19 protein-coding genes are annotated in these 20382 nt (G+C 46.8%); 11 read left to right on the top strand and 8 right to left on the bottom strand.

The features are described 5' to 3' along the window. Window positions 1–32 precede the first annotated feature (32 nt). Together Q4Q52_RS14645 and Q4Q52_RS14640 are read right to left on the bottom strand one after the other, a co-directional pair. On the bottom strand, window positions 33–764 hold the full coding sequence (locus Q4Q52_RS14645; RefSeq protein ID WP_006083764.1) for a LytTR family DNA-binding domain-containing protein: 732 nt from the start codon (window positions 762–764) through the stop codon (window positions 33–35). Next, window positions 758–2431: a sensor histidine kinase gene (locus Q4Q52_RS14640; RefSeq protein ID WP_006083765.1), complete on the bottom strand. Its 1674-nt coding sequence runs from the start codon at window positions 2429–2431 to the stop codon at window positions 758–760. The genes Q4Q52_RS14645 and Q4Q52_RS14640 overlap by 7 nt, the downstream gene beginning before the upstream one ends. A 487-nt stretch (window positions 2432–2918) precedes the next feature. On the opposite strand from Q4Q52_RS14640, the gene Q4Q52_RS14635 reads away from it, so the two are divergent. The 7 genes from Q4Q52_RS14635 to Q4Q52_RS14605 all read left to right on the top strand — a co-directional run bounded on the left by Q4Q52_RS14635 (window position 2919) and on the right by Q4Q52_RS14605 (window position 10804). Beyond that, entirely contained in the window at window positions 2919–3842 is a 924-nt protein-coding gene (locus Q4Q52_RS14635) for a pirin family protein (RefSeq protein ID WP_311990941.1), read from the top strand. 271 nt (window positions 3843–4113) lie between these two features. After that, window positions 4114–5160 (top strand): ATP-binding protein, encoded by a 1047-nt coding sequence (locus tag Q4Q52_RS14630; RefSeq protein WP_311990940.1) that lies wholly within the window; start codon window positions 4114–4116, stop codon window positions 5158–5160. After that, window positions 5161–5850: a response regulator transcription factor gene (locus tag Q4Q52_RS14625; RefSeq protein WP_259484307.1), complete on the top strand. Its 690-nt coding sequence runs from the start codon at window positions 5161–5163 to the stop codon at window positions 5848–5850. A gap of 50 nt (window positions 5851–5900) precedes the next feature. Beyond that, window positions 5901–6599, top strand: a complete 699-nt coding sequence (locus Q4Q52_RS14620) for a TrkA family potassium uptake protein (protein ID WP_311990939.1) — start codon at window positions 5901–5903, stop codon at window positions 6597–6599. A 1-nt stretch (window position 6600) separates the two neighbouring features. Further along, a complete protein-coding gene (locus tag Q4Q52_RS14615) occupies window positions 6601–7965 on the top strand; it encodes a TrkH family potassium uptake protein (protein ID WP_259570677.1) in 1365 nt (454 codons plus the stop codon). Window positions 7966–8396: 431 nt separating this feature from the next. Next, window positions 8397–9947: an AAA family ATPase gene (locus Q4Q52_RS14610; protein WP_311990938.1), complete on the top strand. Its 1551-nt coding sequence runs from the start codon at window positions 8397–8399 to the stop codon at window positions 9945–9947. Beyond that, window positions 9944–10804, top strand: a complete 861-nt coding sequence (locus Q4Q52_RS14605) for an HNH endonuclease (protein WP_263183945.1) — start codon at window positions 9944–9946, stop codon at window positions 10802–10804. Before Q4Q52_RS14610 ends, Q4Q52_RS14605 begins: the two co-directional genes overlap by 4 nt. Before the next feature lie 100 nt (window positions 10805–10904). Here the strand turns inward: Q4Q52_RS14605 and Q4Q52_RS14600 are convergent, their stop codons facing one another. The 4 genes from Q4Q52_RS14600 to Q4Q52_RS14585 form a co-directional block, all read right to left on the bottom strand. After that, window positions 10905–12089, bottom strand: coding sequence for an NAD(P)/FAD-dependent oxidoreductase (locus tag Q4Q52_RS14600; RefSeq protein WP_259528821.1), 1185 nt, complete (start codon window positions 12087–12089; stop codon window positions 10905–10907). A gap of 185 nt (window positions 12090–12274) precedes the next feature. Beyond that, complete coding sequence (gpsA, locus tag Q4Q52_RS14595; RefSeq protein ID WP_006083776.1) at window positions 12275–13291, bottom strand: NAD(P)H-dependent glycerol-3-phosphate dehydrogenase; 1017 nt, start codon at window positions 13289–13291, stop codon at window positions 12275–12277. 4 nt (window positions 13292–13295) lie between these two features. Continuing rightward, window positions 13296–13781, bottom strand: a complete 486-nt coding sequence (gene secB, locus Q4Q52_RS14590; RefSeq protein WP_006083777.1) for a protein-export chaperone SecB — start codon at window positions 13779–13781, stop codon at window positions 13296–13298. A gap of 295 nt (window positions 13782–14076) precedes the next feature. Further along, window positions 14077–14511: a rhodanese-like domain-containing protein gene (locus Q4Q52_RS14585; RefSeq protein WP_006083779.1), complete on the bottom strand. Its 435-nt coding sequence runs from the start codon at window positions 14509–14511 to the stop codon at window positions 14077–14079. Window positions 14512–14778: 267 nt separating this feature from the next. On the opposite strand from Q4Q52_RS14585, the gene gpmM reads away from it, so the two are divergent. Genes gpmM through Q4Q52_RS14565 form a run of 4 tightly spaced genes read left to right on the top strand, consistent with a single transcriptional unit; the run spans window position 14779 to window position 19473 of the window. Continuing rightward, a complete protein-coding gene (gene gpmM / locus Q4Q52_RS14580; RefSeq protein ID WP_311990937.1) occupies window positions 14779–16323 on the top strand; it encodes a 2,3-bisphosphoglycerate-independent phosphoglycerate mutase in 1545 nt (514 codons plus the stop codon). A gap of 10 nt (window positions 16324–16333) precedes the next feature. Next, window positions 16334–17467 (top strand): murein hydrolase activator EnvC, encoded by a 1134-nt coding sequence (locus Q4Q52_RS14575; RefSeq protein WP_126490858.1) that lies wholly within the window; start codon window positions 16334–16336, stop codon window positions 17465–17467. Between the two features lie 32 nt (window positions 17468–17499). Further along, a complete protein-coding gene (locus Q4Q52_RS14570) occupies window positions 17500–18705 on the top strand; it encodes a S41 family peptidase (protein ID WP_311990936.1) in 1206 nt (401 codons plus the stop codon). Between the two features lie 12 nt (window positions 18706–18717). Continuing rightward, window positions 18718–19473 (top strand): divergent polysaccharide deacetylase family protein, encoded by a 756-nt coding sequence (locus Q4Q52_RS14565; RefSeq protein ID WP_107403114.1) that lies wholly within the window; start codon window positions 18718–18720, stop codon window positions 19471–19473. Here Q4Q52_RS14565 and Q4Q52_RS14560 read toward each other — a convergent pair. Both Q4Q52_RS14560 and Q4Q52_RS14555 read right to left on the bottom strand, forming a co-directional pair. Continuing rightward, window positions 19448–19903 (bottom strand): Rrf2 family transcriptional regulator, encoded by a 456-nt coding sequence (locus tag Q4Q52_RS14560; protein WP_006083784.1) that lies wholly within the window; start codon window positions 19901–19903, stop codon window positions 19448–19450. The genes Q4Q52_RS14565 and Q4Q52_RS14560 overlap by 26 nt on opposite strands. A 22-nt stretch (window positions 19904–19925) precedes the next feature. Then, a complete protein-coding gene (locus Q4Q52_RS14555; protein WP_006083785.1) occupies window positions 19926–20180 on the bottom strand; it encodes a YkgJ family cysteine cluster protein in 255 nt (84 codons plus the stop codon). Window positions 20181–20382: the final 202 nt, after the last annotated feature.

The following is a 20382-nucleotide window of genomic DNA, read 5'->3' as shown; positions in this document are numbered from 1 at the left end:
ATGAAATACAGATCTGCAGGAATGAATGACAATTACAGCCTCATCAGCTGTCGAAAAGCCTTAATATTACTACGGCTAACGGGCACCTCGAACGACAAATCATGCAATCGGATCAGGTAAGTACTATTGAACCAAGGCACGATTTCGCGGATCTTGTTGATATTGACGCAATAGGAGCGGTGGCAGCGGAAAAAGCCTTCGGCGGGCAAGCGGCTGACAAACTCGCTAATGGTCATCTGCATCACATAACGGTCGGTGCGGGTATACACATAGGTGAGTTTTTCATCGGCCTCGGCGTAATAAATTTGCTCGCAGGGCGTGACGATAATCCGCTCACCCTTGACTAAATTCACGGTACGACTGGCATTACTCGCCGCTTCATGTTGCGGCTTTGGCGCTTGTCGCCCCGCCTGTTCAATCTTCTGCAATAAGCTGATGATCCGCGGCTCATTGTAGGGCTTGAGAATATAATCGAAGGCTTCAAGCTCAAACGCTTCTACCGCAAATTCTTTATAGGCAGTCACAAACACCACATGGGGTGGATGGGTCGATTTATGCAGATTCTTCGCCAACAACAGGCCATCGATGGACGGAATTTGGATATCCAAAAACACCACATCAACCTCATGATCCTGCAGATATTTAAAGGCCTCCAAGCCATCCTCAAAGCTTGCCACTATGTCTATTTCACTGTGGCTCTTTACTAAATACTCCAGCTCCTCACGGGCCAGATATTCATCTTCAACTATGATGGCTTTTAACATACTTGCGCCTCATTTTCCGGTAAATAAAAGCTGACTTCAGTCCCCGGTTCCAGCCGTTTAAGCTGTAAACCTTCGCCGTACAATAACTTCACCCTCTGGTGCACATTCATTAGCCCAATACTGCTGCTTTCTATGCGACCCGCGGCGACGCCATCTATCACCTCTTGGCTGATGCCATAACCTGTGTCACGCACGGCCACGCGAATGCCAGAATCGAGTTTTTTCACTTCTATGGTCACTCTGCCCGGCGCACTGCGCGGCTGAATGCCGTGCAAAATGGCGTTTTCCACCAGCGGCTGCAACAAGAGGCAAGGCACGCAAAAATGCACATCGTCGACATCGAACACCACTTCAAGCTTGTCGCCAAAGCGCGCCTGCTCGATCGCCACATAATCGCGTACTTGTTTGACTTCCTCTTGGATATCAATCAGCTCATCGCCCTTGGCTAGGTTATAGCGCAGATAATCGGCCAGATTGGCAATCAACTCCCGCGCCTGCTGTGGCCGAATACGGATCAGAGAAGAAATCGCATTGAGGGCATTAAACAAAAAGTGCGGGTTAATCTTACTCTGCAGCGCAGTAAATTCCGCCTTGCGGGTCATCTCCTGCAGTTGCTCAATACGCGACACTTCCATCTGGGTCGAAATCAGCTGCGACAAGCCCACCGCCATTTCCCGCAGCGAGCTGGTAATCCGATAGTTATTGCGATAATAAATCTTCAGCGTGCCGCTCACAGTGCCATTTTCACGCAGCGGGATTATGATGACCGAATGAAAGTCCGATAAATGATATTGGCGTAAGTCATTGTTAATAATGTTTTGATCTAGCTCTATCGCCCTTTGAGTCATTTCACTAATTGCTTGATGACCATCGACCTCGTAGTAATCTTTGCCTACGCCCATATAGGCTAATACATCGCGAGTATCGGTAATGGCCACGGCATCGGCGTGGATTTCATTACGGATCACGCCGCACACTTGCTCTAAGGCGTGACGGTCAATTTTGCGGAAGAAAGGTAAGGTTTTGTTGGCAATATCCAGCGCGAGCTTGGCCTGCTTGGCGGCAATGAGCTCTTTCTCATCATCGAGATCTTGCACTAGCTTAATAATCAGTCCGATACACACAGTGCCCGCAATCATGGGATAGGCAATATGGCTCACTATCTCTACACCTACTTGGTGCGGCTCTGTCAGCAGCCAAATCAACAACATGGTCAGTGTTTCGCACAACATGCCCGCCACAATGCCATAAATCCATAACTTAGATTTGGGGCATTTGTAGTAAATCCAGGTCGCCATTAGACCGGCAATAATGCTGGCGATTAAACACGGGATAGAAGTATCGCCATCCATATCAATCAAATATCTATGCAGCCCCGACAATACGCCCGCAGGAATACCAACCCAAGGGCCAAATAAAATTCCACCGGAAATAATCGCGATAATGCGCACGTTAACCAGCGCGCCTTCAACCTCAATACCGGTATAAGTACTAAATACCGCAAATAAGCAAAATATCGCCGCCACAGAGACCAGCTCTGCGGGGGTGTGATTACGCTTTTGGAATAAACGCTGAAACGGTCGAGTGCGGGTTAAAAAGAACAAGGTCATCAGCATCAAGGCCGCCCGTTCAAATACCGCCAGTAACATCATTTGATTTTCGAGCACGCTTTCCCCTTAATCAATCACGCTGAGTGACAGCCTAATTCTATATGTGAATTCTATCTGTGTTAGTGTTAAGCAGTACGCTGAATGGATTACGGCTTAGGCTGGCAATGTCGCCGCCAACACCTGTACCGATAAAAGATAGACTCGATTTTGCAGATCTGACTTAACGCGTGAAGGATAAAAATCACCGAGACTAACCCTGAACTCGTCCGCTATTACGGCTCGAGTAAAACATCAAACGCTAATGCCCACATAAATACAGGCTTGCTAAAGTAAAGGACAGCAAAAACTCCCATACACGCGGGCTCAGTCACAGATTCACGTTTGAATCGGGTGAACAAAGTCTATTGAAGGGCGATTTGCAAAATCCACGGGAATACCCGAAGCTAAAACCTTCGGCTCGAATGCAAGGTGGGATCTGAAACCAGTTCAGCATGCCAGACTAACACTAACTAAGTGTGTCCTCGCAAAGGAATAAGGAGCGAACATGAGTGAAGTTCAAGCACAGTTTTATGGTGGCCCTAAGGAATGCCCTATTGAAAATGGCCGCATTCAAGTTCAACGAATTTCCCCCAAAATCAGTGATGTCGGCGGCATTCCCGTCGCACGGGCGATCCCACAAAAAGAGCGTCGTCTTATCGGCCCTTGGTGTTTCCTCGACCATATTGGCCCAGTCACCGACGGCCCTGAGCTAAACGTTGGCCAGCATCCGCACATTGGGCTGCAAACTTTTACTTGGATGCTCGAAGGCGAAATCATGCACAAGGACAGTCTCGGCAGCGCCCAAGTGATCCGCCCTAAACAAGTTAACTTGATGACCGCCGGACACGGTATCGCCCACACCGAAGAATCCGTCGCTGGCCATAGCACTATGCACGCGGCGCAGCTGTGGATTGCCCTGCCGCTTGAGCATAAAGATACAGCGCCGAGATTCGATCACTATCCCGAACTCCCCACGTGGCACGATGCGGGCGTTGATTTCACACTCCTAATCGGCAGTTGGCAGCATCAACAGGCGCCCACATTGCACTTCTCGCCGATTGTGGCGATGGATTTGTTTGCCGCCGAAAACACTAAGCTCACCCTGACTCTCGACCCGAGTTTTGAATATGCCCTCATGCCACTCGAAGGCTTTTTCCGTATCGATGACCAAAGCTTCAACAACAACGATCTCGCCTATCTGGGGATGTTACGCGAAAGCGTCACGGTCGAACTCGACGCGGGTTGCCGCATACTGTTGATTGGCGGCGCACCACTGGCCGACCCTGTCAGTATTTGGTGGAACTTTGTTGGCCACAGCAAAGACGAAATCGCTAAGGCTCAAGCGGATTGGGAAGCCAGATCTCCACGCTTTGATACTGTGCCAGGCTATGACGGTAAGCGCTTAGTGCCACCGCCGATACCTTGGTGATCTTTAGGCAGATAAATAGATGGGCAAATACTTGATAGCTAGCCCATTAGCATCAATCCGATAACGGCCCACGCCTAGAATGGCTTACCCCATGAGTCTATGGGGTAAGCCTGATTATTAGCTCGCAGCTTGATATGAGTGTGCGAGAACATCCCGAGTAAACTGCACGCTAAGCGACTCACTGGGCTATAAATTTTACGGATTTTTTACGCGCTATCTTAAAATGGCTTTGCTAGAGTACAGACACTTTATTTTATGCGTCTTTCTATCCATGACTTCATCCATAGCGGCTACCATGACTCAATACTGGCGTTCGCACCCAACATTTTTTACTGGCGTAGTGCTGGTGATTGCGATTTTCAGCAGCGCTTTTATCGATTATTTTGCTGGCTCCACCATAGCCGTACTGCTGATCTTACAATTAGCTGTGGTCGCTATCGCCCTACAATGCAACACCAACTTTGCCTATTTTGCGGCAGTATTTGAGGCGACCAGTTTTAATTTTCTGTTTACCACACCGCGTTATTCGCTACAGATGTTCAATCTTGAGGACATTCTCAATTTAACTGTGTTTCTACTTGTCGCCCTCACCACCAGCAAATTGGCCGAACTTTATCGCCGCCAGCAGGCGGCACTCGAACAGGCTCAGTTACGCAACAGCATCTTATTGTCGGTTTCCCATGACTTACGCACCCCGCTCTCGACCATTATCGGCACCTTAACGACCCTGAAGGAATACATGCCTAAGCTCAGTGCATCGCAAAAAACTGAGCTGATTGATAGCGCGGCCGCCGAGAGTCATCGTCTGCACCAATATATCGAAAACCTGTTACAGGCCACTAAATTACAACACGGCGCACTCAAGTTCAGCCTGAGTGAAGACGCCATGATGAATGTGTTGCACCAAGCTATCGGCCGTTTCCCCGCCGCGCAGCCACGAATTGTTATCGACAGCGAGGCTGAACTGCCGCCACTGATGATCAGCAGCTCTTTGATTGAACAGGCCATTTTTAATGTGTTGGATAATGCGCTGCGCTATTCGCCCTTAGATAAACCCGTCACAGTAAAAGCTTACCAGCAGGGCGATATGCTGCGGTTAGATATTCAAGATGAGGGCGTAGGCATCGCCGCCGCAGAGGCGCAGGCTATTTTTGAACTCTTTTATCGCCAGCATCCCTCCACCGATGGCGGCGCAGGCCTTGGGCTTGCCGTTGCGAAGGGCATTATTACCGCCCATGGCGGCCAGATCAGCGCCGAACCTGTGGCTAAGGGCAGCCTTATTCGTATCGCTTTGCCGATTAAAAAGGGAGAGCAATAAATGGCTTACAAGGTACTGGTTGTCGATGACGAAGCGCAAATTCATACTTTTATGCGGATATCGTTAGAAGCGGAAGGCTTTGAATATCATGGCGCCGCCTCGATTGCCTCTGCCCTCGCCCAATATCAAGCCCAGCAGCCACACGTGTTAGTGCTCGACCTTGGCTTACCCGACGGCGATGGCATCAGCTTACTGCAAACCCTAAGGCAGCATGACAAAGTGCCCGTGCTTATCTTAACCGCCCGCGATCAAGAGGAAGAAAAAATCCGCCTATTGGAAGCGGGCGCCAATGATTATCTCAGCAAGCCATTTGGGATCAGAGAGTTAATCGCGCGCATTAAAGTATTAGTCCGCGACTTAGTGGACGAACCTGCCTTGAGTGATGTACTGCAGTTTGGCGCACTTAAGCTGCAAAAAAGTACCCACCAGCTTTGGCTCGACCAGCAAGAAATCGCCTTAACTAAAAAGGAATTCGCTCTGATTGAGACCTTAATGTCTCACCCCGGTCAGTTAGTGAAACAAACTGAATTGCTGCGGCATATTTGGGGCGAGACCCATACCGATGACAGTCATTATCTGCGGATTCTGGTCAGTCAGTTACGTAAAAAGCTCAACGACAGCACAGAGCAACAGCTGATCAAAACAGAAGCGGGACTCGGCTATCGCTTGACTGACATGAGTCAAAAATAACGTTTTTATCATCAACAACACTTTCAAAAAAATCGTAAAAGGATGTTTGTATGGCGCATTTTACCGTTATTGGCTTAGGGCGATTTGGCATCGCCGCAAGCCTTGAGCTGATCCACTTAGGTCACACAGTCACAGGCGTGGATAGCGACCCCAAAATGGTGGAGAAATACGTAGAAAGCCTCACCGAAGCGGTAATTTGCGACTGCTCAGACGAAACGGCGCTGCGGGAGTTAGACCTCGCCAGCAGTGAAGTGGTGTTAGTCGCCATCGGCGAAGACATGCAATCTAGCTTGCTGTGCACCTTGGCACTCAAGAATCTGGGTGTGAAGGTGATTTGGGTCAAGGCCAGCACTAAGGCGCACCACACGATAGTATCTAAACTCGGCGTTGCCCGCATCATACATCCAGAGGAAGAAATGGGCATTCGCGTCGCCCAGTCGCTCAATTATCCTATGGTGAGTAATTTCTTACCGATCGGCGATGGCATGTATGTGGTTGAAATCCATATTAAAGAACATCTAGATCAAACCGTACTTTCTAAGTTGCTGGGCTCAGCACTCGACGACAAGGATGCTGCCTTAACCAATGTAGAGCGTAATCCCAAAGGCAAAGTCGCGGCCATTATGGTGAAGCGGGATCTGACAGTGATCAGTAAGCTGGATAGCAGTTTTGTGCTGCAAACCAACGATGCTTTGCTGCTATGTGGCAGCCGCACCGAATTACAATATCTCGCACCAAGGTTGGTGTAAGGTGGTTCAATGGCATCCCTCAGTCACGGCAATTGAGCACAAAGCGAATCCCGGTAAAAAGCTTATTGGTGCGCCGCCTTTTATCCTCAGCGTCAGCTTTGCACTGCTGATCATCCTAGGCACTTGCTTACTCAAACTGCCGATAGCGACCGAATCTTCTATTACTTGGCTGCAAAGTCTGTTCACCGCAACGTCAGCAGTCACTGTAACTGGTCTGGTTGTTGTCGATACAGGCACGGTTTTTACGCCCTTTGGCCAAATAGTCATTGCACTGCTAATCCAATGCGGTGGGCTGGGGCTGATGACATTTGCGATTGTCACCCTTATCGCCCTTGGCGGTAAGATTGGCTTTCTACAGCAAACCGTAGCCAAAGAGGCGTTTAATCAAACCGATACATCGACATTAGTCTCGACCGCCAAAGCCGTATTTGTGTTTTCGCTGTTAGTTGAAGCCGTAGGCATGCTGATTTTATCAGTGCATTGGAGCCATGAACTCGGCTGGCAAACCAGCTTATTCCACGGTTTTTTCTATACGATTAGTGCCTTTAACAACGCAGGTTTTGCACTCAGTGCCGACAGCCTAATGCCCTATGTGGCCGATCCTGTGATCAACCTAACCATCACAGGTTTATTTATCATTGGCGGTTTAGGATTTTCGGTGTGGATAGATCTGCGTAGGAATAAGCGTTGGTCAAAACTCAGCGTTTACAGCCGCATGATGATCACCGGCACTATTATCATCAACGCGGTCGCCGTGATTGCGATTTACTTTATTGAGTACAACAACCCCAACACCTTGGCGCCCTTAAGCGAACTCGGCAAATGGTTAGCCTCATGGTTTCAAGCCGTTACACCGCGCACCGCAGGCTTTAATACCCTAGCGATTGACCAACTCGAAGACGCCAGCACCTTGCTCATACTCGTGCTGATGTTTATCGGCGGCGGCTCATTAAGTACCGCCAGCGGCATTAAAGTCGTCACCTTTATGGTGCTGATTTTGGCCACTTATGGTTATTTGCGTCGCGACGAAGCCATCTATGTGTTTAAACGGGAAATCCCCAAAGATACCGTCAGCAAAGCCTTAGCGCTGACCATCATCTCTCTGGTCGTATCTTGGCTGGCCATCTTCATACTGGTATTAAGCGAGAAAGCGCCGTTAATCGATATCGTCTTCGAGGCCATATCCGCACTGGGCACTGTCGGTTTGTCCCGCGGTTTAACAGGCAACCTCACCAATCTAGGCCAAGCCATCATCATCTTTATGATGTTCATGGGACGCCTCGGCCCACTCATGCTCGCCTATTTCCTCGCGAATCCAAGAGTGAAAAAACTGCGCTACGCAGAAACCAAATTGGCGATTGGTTAAATTAATTAGTTGGACGGCAGGCACTGAAAAATAGTCAGTGCCGCTATTGGTTCAACTCAGCTTAGCTGTGGGCGATCAATCACTGGCACAAAAGAGCATTAATATAATAGTTAGTTCACCCTGCATTTTGTTTCTTTGAAAACGTGATCGACCAGTTACTCTATATGATAATGATGCAGATTAGGAGAGAACTTTCACCGCAGAGGAGGCTGCGTTGGCATTATACTTATCTACTTGAACACAGCATTTTTGAATGAATTGGCTCAATTTGACACCTCATTTGCCATACAGACACTTTTAATGGATCTCATTAAAGCAACTTTCGCCAATGTTGCTTGAAGGCAAACCTAAAGCGGATTATGTTATTGTTTTATTTTGGGTGTCTGAATTTTTGGGATTCAGCACTTATATCCCCTTTTAGGTAAATGTAAGTGGAATTAACGTTTAAAAAAATTAAATACAGATCGCCGCGTCCTACACAAACGGGAAAACTGATAGCCTACTTATGCGAAGATAATTGGGATGACTACGATTTTAAAACGAGTTTTTATCTGATCGTATCCGATGAATATGGAACGCAGCATAACATTGGTAACCTGAAACTGGGCATTGTAGGCCTAGAACCAGGATGGGCTTCAGAAAAGCTTCCAGATACTTTTGGGGCCTTGACTGAGTCAGCTTTCACATTGGGACAGGATGAAGAATATTACAAAAATATCCGAAGCTTACTAAGTGACGATTTAGGAAATCAACTGCTTGAAAAGCTTAAAGACGTCGCATATTTAAAGAAAAGCTTTGATATTGCGGTAAAGGAAAACGTATTTAAAACATCTTTATTAAGGTCAGTCAGCGTTTCTGTTATTCATGGACAGTACTCAAGAATATTAAACAACGAAGCACCACTCACAGAATTTAATTTTTCATATCAAAAACAACAAACCGAGAAAAGTGCTCAGATAAACTTAAGTTTTAAAGTAACACCAGGCTCTCTTCCATCAAGTAATATTCATGTCTTAATTGGAAGAAATGGCGTTGGTAAGACAACGTTACTCAATAATATTGTAAAAAGTGTTATCGATGAAAAAGCAGAACCAGAAGAAGTTGGGGCTCTGTATGTAAAAGCAAACTTTTGGCAAGAAACTACTTTCCCTAAAGATTACTTCAGTAGTATATCTTCAGTGTCATTTAGTGCGTTTGATCCCTTCATTCCTCCCCAAGATAGGCCTGATAGATCTTTAGGTACCTGTTACTTTTATATAGGACTTAAGAAAAATAGTGACATAAACTCTAATGAGCTCAAAGATATTGAACTACTAAGAGATGACTTCGTTAATAGTTTATTGGTTTGTTTTGGCTTAGATAGCAAAAAGCAGCGCTGGATACGAGCAATAAAAACCCTCGAATCCGATATCAATTTTGCAGATATGGATCTATCGCGTTTAGGGCAACTTGTAAGACTTGGTGAAATACAAAAGTCAGCACTCAATTTAGTTAGCCGTATGAGTTCTGGACATACTATTGTTTTACTGACTTTAACAAAGCTTATCGAAACAATAGAAGAAAAGACTCTAGTACTAATTGACGAGCCCGAAAGTCACCTGCATCCACCTCTTCTATCTGCATTTACAAGAGCTTTATCGGACTTACTAGTTGATAGAAATGCAGTTGCAATTATTGCCACTCACTCCCCCGTTGTTTTACAAGAAGTACCTAGTAACTGCGTGTGGAAATTAGAGCGAACAAGAAATGAAGGTATAGCCTTTAGGCCTGAAAATGAAACTTTTGGTGAGAATGTAGGAGTTTTAACGAGAGAAGTATTTGGTCTAGAAGTAACAAAATCGGGCTTCCATGCATTGTTAATTGAATCTGTCGAAGAAGGCAAAACTTTTGACGAGATTACAGAACTTTACAATGGACAGTTAGGTTATGAAGGACAAGCAATCCTGAGGGCGCTAATTGCTCATAAAGGCGAACTAATATGAGAGTAATCCCAAAACCTCAATTAAGTTTTAGTGATGTTTTAAATACCTGCGTTGGAAGCATTAGTGATCAAACTTTAACTCTAAAACTCAACGCTATTAATACACAAATAGACAATGCTATTCAAGATTTTGATGCTAAAGCTTCTACTTCTGATTTATACCAAATACATACTTTTAATGGTATCGATACAGATTTAGTTACTGGACAAGTAACTAAGGCCGAACTCAAAGGACTTTATACATTTCAAATGGTACCTGCGGCAAAGCCAGCTCGGCAGTATTATGATCACATTATGATGCGAGCACCACTCCGCATTTGTCCTTTTTGCGGTTTCGGGCAAGTCACAACGTTGGATCACTATTTACCTAAAGCTAAATTCCCACTTTTATCCATTCATCCTAATAACTTAGTGCCTAGTTGTGCTGATTGTAACAAAGGAAAAAGCGCTAGAATTGCTATAACTAAAGGCCTGCAATCAATACATCCTTACTTTGATCAAGCTCATTTTATAAATGAACAATGGTTGTTTGCTAGAGTCACAGAGACTAGTCCAGCGACTATTAGGTATTATGCTCAACCTCCTACAGGTTGGAGTGCAGATGACCAAGCTAGAATTACCAACCATTTCGATGATTTTAAATTAGCACAGCGCTTTTGCATTCAAGCAGGCGACGAGTTATCAAATTTGCGTGGTGAACTAGAAATCGACTTTCAAATTAGCGAAAAAACAGGTGTTGAGCTAGCCCTGAGAAAGAAGTTTGCAGGAACCTACCAGCAACATGTAAACAGCTGGAGAACAGCTTTATATCAAGCACTAATGCAAAACAATTGGTATTGTTCTGGTGGTTTTAAATAGCCAAAACGAAGATAATATTTTAATCTTAATAATCAATATCATAGATTTTTTAAGGGGTTTTCACCAAAAGATTTTATTCGTCTTATTTCCATTCTTATAACTACACCGCTTGCCCTGCAGCCACGCCGGATGCCCAGGCCCATTGAAAATTAAACCCGCCTAACCAACCACTTACGTCCATGACTTCACCGATAAAGTAGAGTCCTGCGACTTTGCTGGCTTCCATGGTTTTGGATGACAGCTCATTACTATCAATACCACCTAAGGTCACTTCGGCGGTGCGGTAGCCTTCGGTGCCGTTCATCAATACTGTCCAGCGGTGGAGATCATCCACAAGTTTTGCGCGCTCGGCGTGCACTAGCTGATTTAAGGCTTTATTCAACAAGGCTTCATCGAATAGCACTTCCACCAGCCGTTTAGGTAACCACTGGCTGAGGGTGTTGCGCAGGCTTTGCTTAGGGTGCGCGGCGAATTGTTGCTCTAGCAATTGCGCCAAATCCATATTCGGCAAGAGATCGATTTCTATGGTTTCGCCCGCTTTCCAATAGTTGGAAATCTGCAAAATTGCGGGGCCAGATAAGCCGCGGTGAGTGAATAGCAACGCTTCGCTAAATGCAGTGCCATCTTTGGCGGTAATGCGGCTCGGCACGGCTATGCCCGACAAAGGTTCGAAGCGAATTTTATCTTCACTGTGCCATGTAAAAGGCACTAAACCCGCGTGAGTTGGCAATACTTTGAGACCAAATTGCTCGGCCAGTTGATAACCGTAAGGCGTGGCGCCGAGTTTAGGCATGGATAAGCCACCCGTGGCGATAACCAGTGAGTCGCAGCTCAGTTCGCCGTTAGAAGTATTGAGCTCAAAGCGCCCTGCCTCGGTCTTTTTAACGGCCAGAATATCGGTGCGCAGCTTAATGGTAACGCCCGCCCATTCGCACTCGGTCAATAGCATAGTGACTATCTCTTTGGCCGAGTCATTGCAGAACAATTGGCCGTGATCGCGCTCGTGGTATTCAATGCCGTGGCGCTCGACCAGTTCAATAAACTGCTGCGACGGATAACGTGCGAGTGCCGACTTAACAAAGTGGGGATTACCACAGAGGAAGTTAGCGGGCTCGACTTTCAAGTTGGTGAAGTTACAACGCCCGCCGCCGCTGATGAGGATTTTACGCCCGGCTTGCTTGGCATTGTCGAGTACGAGTACATCACGGCCTCGGTAACCTGCGGTCGCTGCACACATCAATCCCGCGGCGCCGGCTCCGATAATAATGACATCATGATGTTTCACGCTCTTACTCCACACAGATAAATTAATTGGTATTGGCTGCCAACGGGCAGTTTGCTGGCTCGCGAACCCTTAGCAAGCAAGTCAGCAACCGCTAAACGGAGCGAAGATAAGCTCAAACGTTAGGCACAAAAAAGGGCGCTATTTTAGCACCCTTTCCTTTATTCAGCATCATCACGGCTCGCGGTTTATTGCGCGGGCGTTTCTGATTTCTTTTCTCTGCTGAGCAATTCTTTCGCAGCATCGACGGGCGATTTACCTTGGTACAAGACTTGGTAAATCTGCTCAGTGATTGGCATTTCAACCCCAAGGCGTTTCGCAAGCGTAAACACTTCCTTGGTATTGCGATAACCTTCAACCACTTGGCCGATTTCAGCCTGTGCTGTCATCACATCACAGCCTTTACCTAAGGCTAAACCGAAACGACGGTTACGGGATTGGTTGTCGGTACAGGTCAACACTAAGTCGCCTAACCCCGCCATGCCCATAAAAGTGGCCGCATTGGCACCTAAGGCTTCGCCTAAACGAGTTAACTCGACCAAACCACGGGTAATCAAGGCTGTTCTGGCATTGGCACCAAAGCCGATACCGTCGGACATGCCCGCACCAATAGCGATCACGTTCTTTACCGCGCCGCCAAGTTGCAGTCCGGTAAAGTCGTCGTTGGCGTAAACCCGTAAACGTTTAGGGCTGTGTAACAGCTCGACGAGATCGTTGGTGAATGTAGGACAAGTCCCCGCGACCGAAATGGCCGTAGGTAAACCCATGGCTAATTCTTTCGCGAAGGTCGGCCCAGATAACACCGCCAGCGGATATTGCTCACCTAACACATCACGGGCCACATCTTGCAGCAAACGTCCGGTTTCAGGTTCGAGCCCTTTCGTTGCCCATACGATGCGCGCATCGCTACGGAGTAACGGTTTAGCTTGCTCAAGCACAGTACCAAACACATGGCTTGGTACTACCACTAACACATTGTTACTGGCAGCTAAGGCTTTGGCTAAATCGGCTTCGATCTGTAAACAATCAGGAAACGCAATACCAGGCAAAAACGCTTGGTTGCACTTGTCTTGAGCGAGCGTTTGCATGTGGACAGGATCGTGTCCCCATAACAAGGTCTTATGACCGTTGCTAGCTAAAGAAATGGCAAGGGCGGTGCCATAAGAGCCCGCCCCTAATACCGTGATATCGGCAGAGTTTTTCATGTAATTAAGCGTTAGCTTCTTCGGCAGCTGGTGCAGTCGCAGCAGCTTGACGTTGTTGCACGTATTGAGCAAACAGCGCGTCGAAGTTAACTGGTGCTAAGTTCAGTTGTGGGAAAGTACCACGACCGACTAAGCTGCCCACGGTTTCGCGAGCATATGGGAATAGGATGTTAGGGCAGTATGCACCTAATGAATGGGCCAGTTGTGGCTCAGTCAGACCAGTGATAGAGAAGATACCAGCTTGTTGTACTTCACATAGGAAAGCGGTATCGCCACCGTTTTGTGCAGTTACCGTTAAAGACAGGACAACTTCATACACATCGTCAGCTAATTTAGCGCTGCGCGTGTCTAAATCTAACTTAACTTCTGGGTTCCATTCTTTTTGGAATACAGCTGGGCTGTTAGGCGTTTCGAAAGACACATCTTTAGTGTAAACACGTTGGATGTTGAATTGTGGGGCTTGTTGTTCGTTGTTTGCTACTTCAGCCATAATTTCCTACCTATCCTATCAATGTTGTATCGGCTTTTCGTTGAAAGCCAATTATTATTTGAAAGCCAATTCATCTTTGAACGTAAATTGGCTCGGGGCTTATGTTACTCAAGGCCTGTATCAGATCTCGGTATCATCCCAACTTGCACCCATATTCGGGTATCGATCGAACCAGTCTAAAAACTTACATTAAGCCCTTAGCGACCGCAGGATCAGTATGCCAAACAATGATGACTGTATTGCTGCACTGCCTAAAGGATAGGGTGCAGCTTAAATCATAACTGCCGCCGACAACTTATCTTTTGCTTTTTGAAACAGGCATATTCGCTGCCTGCCATTCACCCATACCACCTTTCAAGTTATACAGGTTTTCGAAACCTTGTTGACTTAAAAGCTGAGCGGCTTGAGACGAGGTCATGCCAGCATTGCATACCAATATAATGGGACTGGCTTTAAACTTTTCAAGGGCAGATATCTGATTATTTTTAATATCTGCTAGCGTAACGTTAATTGCATCAACAATATGCCCCTTGCGGAACTCGTCATTAGAGCGCACATCAACGACTTTAGCGTCCTGTCTGTTCACCATAATCGTCAGTTCTTGGTGAGAAATACTTTTGATTTTTGACATGCTCGATTTGATGATACTCGCGACAAGCACAACAAATAATCCCACCCAGGCCAGACTTAACATTGAGTGAGCTTTAAAAAATTCGATATATTCTTGCATGATGATTGCCCGCATAAATGGCGAAAATTCGATAAGGGCACAGAGTATACCGATTGCCTTGGCAGATTGCAGCAGTTTAGTCACAGTTCGAGATCGCACTTTTAGCGCAATTGCCTAGGTGCTTGTTACAAGCCAGCCACAGAATTGGACGAATTAGTGATTCGATGACCTTAATCGGGGTAAAGCGCTTTTTCATACCCCGCTAACGTAGTAATATTTGACCAATTTCAGATTTCTATCGCTTCTATAAAACTTAAAGGTATCACTATGACGACAGCTAAACGTCCGCTCGCGTTGTTGATCCTCGATGGCTGGGGCTACCGTGAAAACACGCATAACAATGCGATTTTCCACGCCAATACTCCGGTACTCGACCGTCTCAACGCTCAATATCCACATAGTTTGATTTCAGGTTCTGGCTTAGATGTAGGCTTACCTGATGGCCAGATGGGAAATTCTGAAGTTGGCCACATTAACTTAGGCTCTGGCCGTGTGGTTTATCAAGAACTCACTCGCATCAGTAAAGCCATTGCAGATCATGAGTTTGAACAAAATCCAGCCCTGTGTGATGCGGTTGACTCGGCCATTAAAGCCGGTGGCGCAGTGCACATTATGGGTCTGCTTTCTGCCGGTGGTGTTCACAGCCATGAAGAGCATATCGAAGCGATGTGCCGTATGGCCGTTGCCCGTGGCGCAACTAAGGTTTACTTGCACGCTTTCCTCGACGGCCGCGATACACCACCGCGTAGCGCTAAGAGCAGCTTGAGCCATTTTGATGATCTGTTTACTACATTAGGCCATGGCCGTATCGCCTCGATGATTGGTCGTTACTTTGCAATGGACAGGGATAATCGTTGGGATCGCGTCTCGCAAGCCTACGATTTAATTACCCAAGGCAAGTCAAAATTCCAATACGACAATGCGGTTACTGCATTGGAAGCGGCTTACGAGCGTAACGAGAATGACGAGTTCGTCTCTTCATCGGCAATTACAGATGCAGACGGCCAAGTTGCCACCTTGCAAGATGGCGATGCACTGATATTCATGAACTTCCGTGCCGACCGTGCCCGTCAAATCACCCGTAGCTTTATCAACCCAGACTTCGATGGTTTTGAACGCGCTGTGGTGCCGAAAATGCACTTTGTCACTCTGACTGAGTACGCCGGCGACATCAAAGCACCTATCGCGTATCCATCTGAAAACTTGATAAATACCTTAGGTGAAGTGCTGCAAAAACAAGGTCGCACTCAACTGCGAATCTCTGAAACTGAGAAATACGCCCATGTGACTTTCTTCTTCAACGGCGGTAAAGAAGAGCCATTCGAAGGTGAAGATCGCATCCTAATCAACTCACCTAAAGTGGCGACTTACGATCTACAGCCTGAGATGAGTTCAGCCGAGCTGACCGACAAGTTAGTGGCGGCGATTGAGTCGACCAAGTACGACGTGATCATCTGTAATTATCCGAATGGCGACATGGTTGGCCACACGGGTAATTTCGATGCCGCCGTTAAAGCCTGTGAAGCGGTTGACGCTTGTATCGGCCGTGTAGTGGATGCGCTGGCGAAAGTGGGTGGTGAGTGCATTATTACCGCCGACCACGGCAACGCCGAGCAAATGACGGACGAAACCACAGGTCAGGCGCACACAGCCCACACCAGTGAACTGGTACCTTTCGTCTTTGTGGGCCGCGATGCGACCATAGATGAAGGTGGTAAACTCAGCGATGTCGCACCGACCATCTTGACCTTGATTGGCGAAGCCATTCCAGCAGAGATGACGGGCAAGCCCTTAATCCACATTAAAGAGTAACCGTTACCTAGTGAGCACTCGACTCCTTGTTAAAGCCAGCATTCTTGCTGGCTTTATGATGTTATCTTTCTCGGCCAACGCTTCTGATTTGGAGAAGCGTCAGTCCGAGTTGAAATCAATCCAATCGCAAATAAATCAACAACAAAGCGCGTTAAAAACCACCAGTAAACAAAGAGAAAAATTGCTGTCATTGCTGCGTAGCGATGAAGAAGCGATTGCGTCAGCGGCCAAAAAAGTCAACAGCACCAAAAATAGCTTAGCGCAAATAGACACGAAACTGATCGAGCTGAAACAACGTCAAGATGAGTTAGAAACGCTAAAAGTGAGTCAGCAACAGACACTGTCGAAACAGCTGTCGAGCGCCTATCTTGCCGGTAATCACGATTACACTAAGATGATGCTCAACCAGCAAAGTCCTGCCACTATCGAGCGTATGTTGGCCTATTACCAATACCTCAATAAAGCGCGGATGAAGTCGATCAACGAATTAAAGCAAACCTTGATCGAGCTAGATGAGATCAAGGTGTCGCAAACGAGTAAGCAAAAACAATTAACCAAACTCGTGGCCGAACAACAAGTCCAAGCCAAACGTTTGAGCCAAGAGCAAGATCAGCGACAACTGACCATCAAAGAGCTGCAACGCACCTTAAATTCTAAGGGCGCTGAGCTGGAGCAGTTACAAATTGAAGAGGCCAGCTTAAAGCGCGTGGTCGAACAAGCGCTACGGGCCATGAAAGACAATCCTTCGATGGAAGGTTTTGGCAAACAAAGTGGCAAACTCAAATGGCCAACTAAAGGTCGCGTCAGTGCCAGCTTTGGTAGCCAACGTTCCGGCCAAGTGGTGTGGAAAGGCACTATGTTATCCGCACCAGAAGGGCAAAATATTCGAGCCGTTTCAGGTGGTAAGGTTATTTATGCCGACTGGTTACGTGGTTTTGGTCTGGTGATGGTTATCGATCATGGCAAAGGTTATATGAGCCTTTACGGCCATGCTCAAACCCTATTAAAAAGCCCTGGCGACATGGTAAAAAGCGGCGAAGCGATAGCTTTAGTCGGACGTTCGGGTGGACAGAGCGAGGCTGGCCTATACTTTGAAATAAGGCACAAGGGGCAAGCCGTCGATCCAGCGAAATACTGTCGCTAATCATAACGGTCCCCTCATCACAGGGGACGGCTATGAAACACATGATCCGCTATATCAGTTGCGTTGGATTAGGCCTGACTTTGGGCCTATCCATCAGCCTCTCTAGTCAAGAGAACGCTAAGTCTTATCGCAGTGATTTTAACTATCCGTTACTGCAAGATGTGCTTGAAACCGTTGAAACTTATTATGTGAAAACCGTTTCGAAAGAAGAGTTAGTACAAGCGGCAATCAAAGGTATTTTTGAGCACTTAGATCCCTATTCCAGCTTTTTGAATCACCAAGAATTACTCGATCTCAAAGACTCCAATCGCGGCGAATATTTTGGTTTCGGCTTCGAAGTCGCAACCCAAAATGACCACATCAACATCATCGCCCCCTTCGCCCATTCCCCTGCAGAACAAGCGGGAATACGCGCAGGCGACATTATCGTTAAGCTCAACGACACACTGGCGACCGAGACTAACCTCGCCAATATCCTTGCCGAGATAAAAAAACATAGCCTCAGCAATCAAAGCATTAAGTTAGTGCTTAAGCACAGCAATGACGATGCGACCTTTGAGGTATCACTCAAGCCGAGCACTATCACGATCGAATCTGTCACCACTCAACTGCTTGATGACAATATTGGTTATGTCAGATTAAGTAGCTTCCAAGAAAACTCGACCGAAGATATGGTGCGCTCACTTAGCCAATGGCAAAATAAACCGCTCGCCGGGCTTATCTTAGATTTACGTAATAATCCCGGCGGCCTGCTCGACCAAGCCGTTAAAATTGCTGACCTATTTCTCGCCAAGGGACGCATAGTCTCAACTTCTGGCCGCTTCTTCGATGCCAACTCCGACTACTACGCCTCACCACAAACCATGCTGACTAACGTGCCCATGCTAGTGTTGATCAACAAAGGCTCGGCCTCTGCATCCGAAGTGCTCGCCGCCGCATTGCAGGAAAATGGTCGGGCTAAGCTCTTAGGTGAGACCAGTTTCGGTAAAGGCACAGTCCAAAGCCTGATCCCCATCTTAGAAGATGGTAACGCGATAAAACTCACCATTGCTCAGTACAATACCCCCAGAGGTGAAAACATTCACAACATAGGAATCGTCCCAGACATAAAAATTGCCGCAGAAACTGGTTCCGGCGCGGGTAATTTGGCTATAATCGACGCCCTATCCGCCCATGCATCTCTGGCCCAAGATCATCAAGTGACCTCAGCCATTGCATGGATACAGCATCATGACTAATAAGAAGAAACTGTGCGCTTACTTTATTCCTTGGCCCTATTGGCCCTAAGCATTTCTCAAAGTCATGCTGCTCAGATTGCCCTCATTATTGATGACATAGGTTATCGTCATACCGATCAAGCCGTGCTGGCACTGCCCAGCACAGTGACACTCTCAGTGTTGCCTCATACACCTCTTGGCAAAGAACTCGCAAATGCTGGCCATAAAAAGGGCCACGAAATCATGCTGCATCTTCCTATGCAGGCACTTAATGGTAAGGCGTTAGGGCTCGGGGGATTGACCAATACTATGACTGAGGCACAAATTCGCGCCAGTGTTGTCGATGCAATTAACAGCGTTCCTTTTGCTAAAGGTGCCAATAACCACATGGGGAGCTTACTGACTCAACTCGATGATCCTATGCTGTGGGTGATGGAAACCCTCAAACAAAAGCATCTGTATTTTATCGATAGTATGACAACAAGATTCACTAAGGCGGGAGAGACAGCGGATCAGTTAGGCGTGCCGTTATTAAAACGCCAACTGTTTCTAGACAATGATACCAGTGCCAAAGCACTCGAAAGACAATTTAACTTAATGATAAGTCAGGCACACACTCAAGGTAGCCTAGTGGCGATTGCCCATCCTTATCCAGAAACCATGCGCTTCTTAAAGGCCAATCTACAAAGACTAAAAACCGAGGGGATTGATCTAGTACCTGCATCAAGCTTGCTCCCCATCGGCATTGCACACAAAAATGGAACTAATCCAGCTGTAACACTGAGATAGACATGTCTGGCAGCAAGGCAAGTAACTCATCACGATTACTCACAATGTCCAGCAGAGTATATTGATCGAGCACATTCAAATAGGCTTCAACTGCTTGTGCTAACACGCCTTTCAGCTTACAGGCAGGCGTGAATCGGCAGTAAGGTTTACTGCAATCAATCGGCGCCAACGAGTTTTCTAACACCCGAACTAACTGACCTAAGTTAATCTCACTCGCAGGCTTACCCAAACGGAAACCGCCCATCTTGCCGCGAATGGTTTCTAGGTAACCCATCTTGCCTAAATGATGCACTATCTTAGAGACATGATTTGGAGACAGATCAAATACCTGAGTAATTTCAGCAATTCTAAATAAAGTGGTTCTGTCTGGCTGAACCGCCAAATACATCAAGGTTCGAACGCCAAAATCGGTATAACGAGTTAACTGCATATTTCACCTGTCAGCGATAAACTTAATGAGAGGTTTGAGCTTCGAGTTGGGTAATCAACCAAAGCGCCTCTTCGTTCGAATGACCACATACATCTTCCGATGCATCAAAATCACTACAAACCGCGGGACGATCGGGCGAGCCGAAGATCAAACATAAATTGGCATCACTCAGCTGCACACAACGCTCACCCGCAGCCTTACCATTTGGCATACCAGGAATACCGCTGCTTATTGAAGGCGCAATACAGCAAGCACCACACCCAAGACGACAATTCATTTTCGTTACTCATGAAAGACATAAGGCATTATACCGTTTAATTTGTCCGAGATCAGTGTCACAGGTCAATACTGCCAAGTCGCGCACAAGCGCCATTCTGTGCGTGAAAGACAGAATATGAATAAAGTGGGACAAACTTAGACAAAAGTAGCTGAGATTTAAATTTTACGCCGACGAATGTGAGGTAGCGGGCTGTTAAGCA

Source organism: Shewanella sp. SP1S2-4, from assembly GCF_031932075.1.
Classification (GTDB): Bacteria; Pseudomonadota; Gammaproteobacteria; order Enterobacterales; family Shewanellaceae; genus Shewanella; species Shewanella baltica.
The sequence above is the reverse complement of the archived record's forward strand: the minus strand, read 5'-3'. Positions and strand labels throughout refer to the sequence as shown.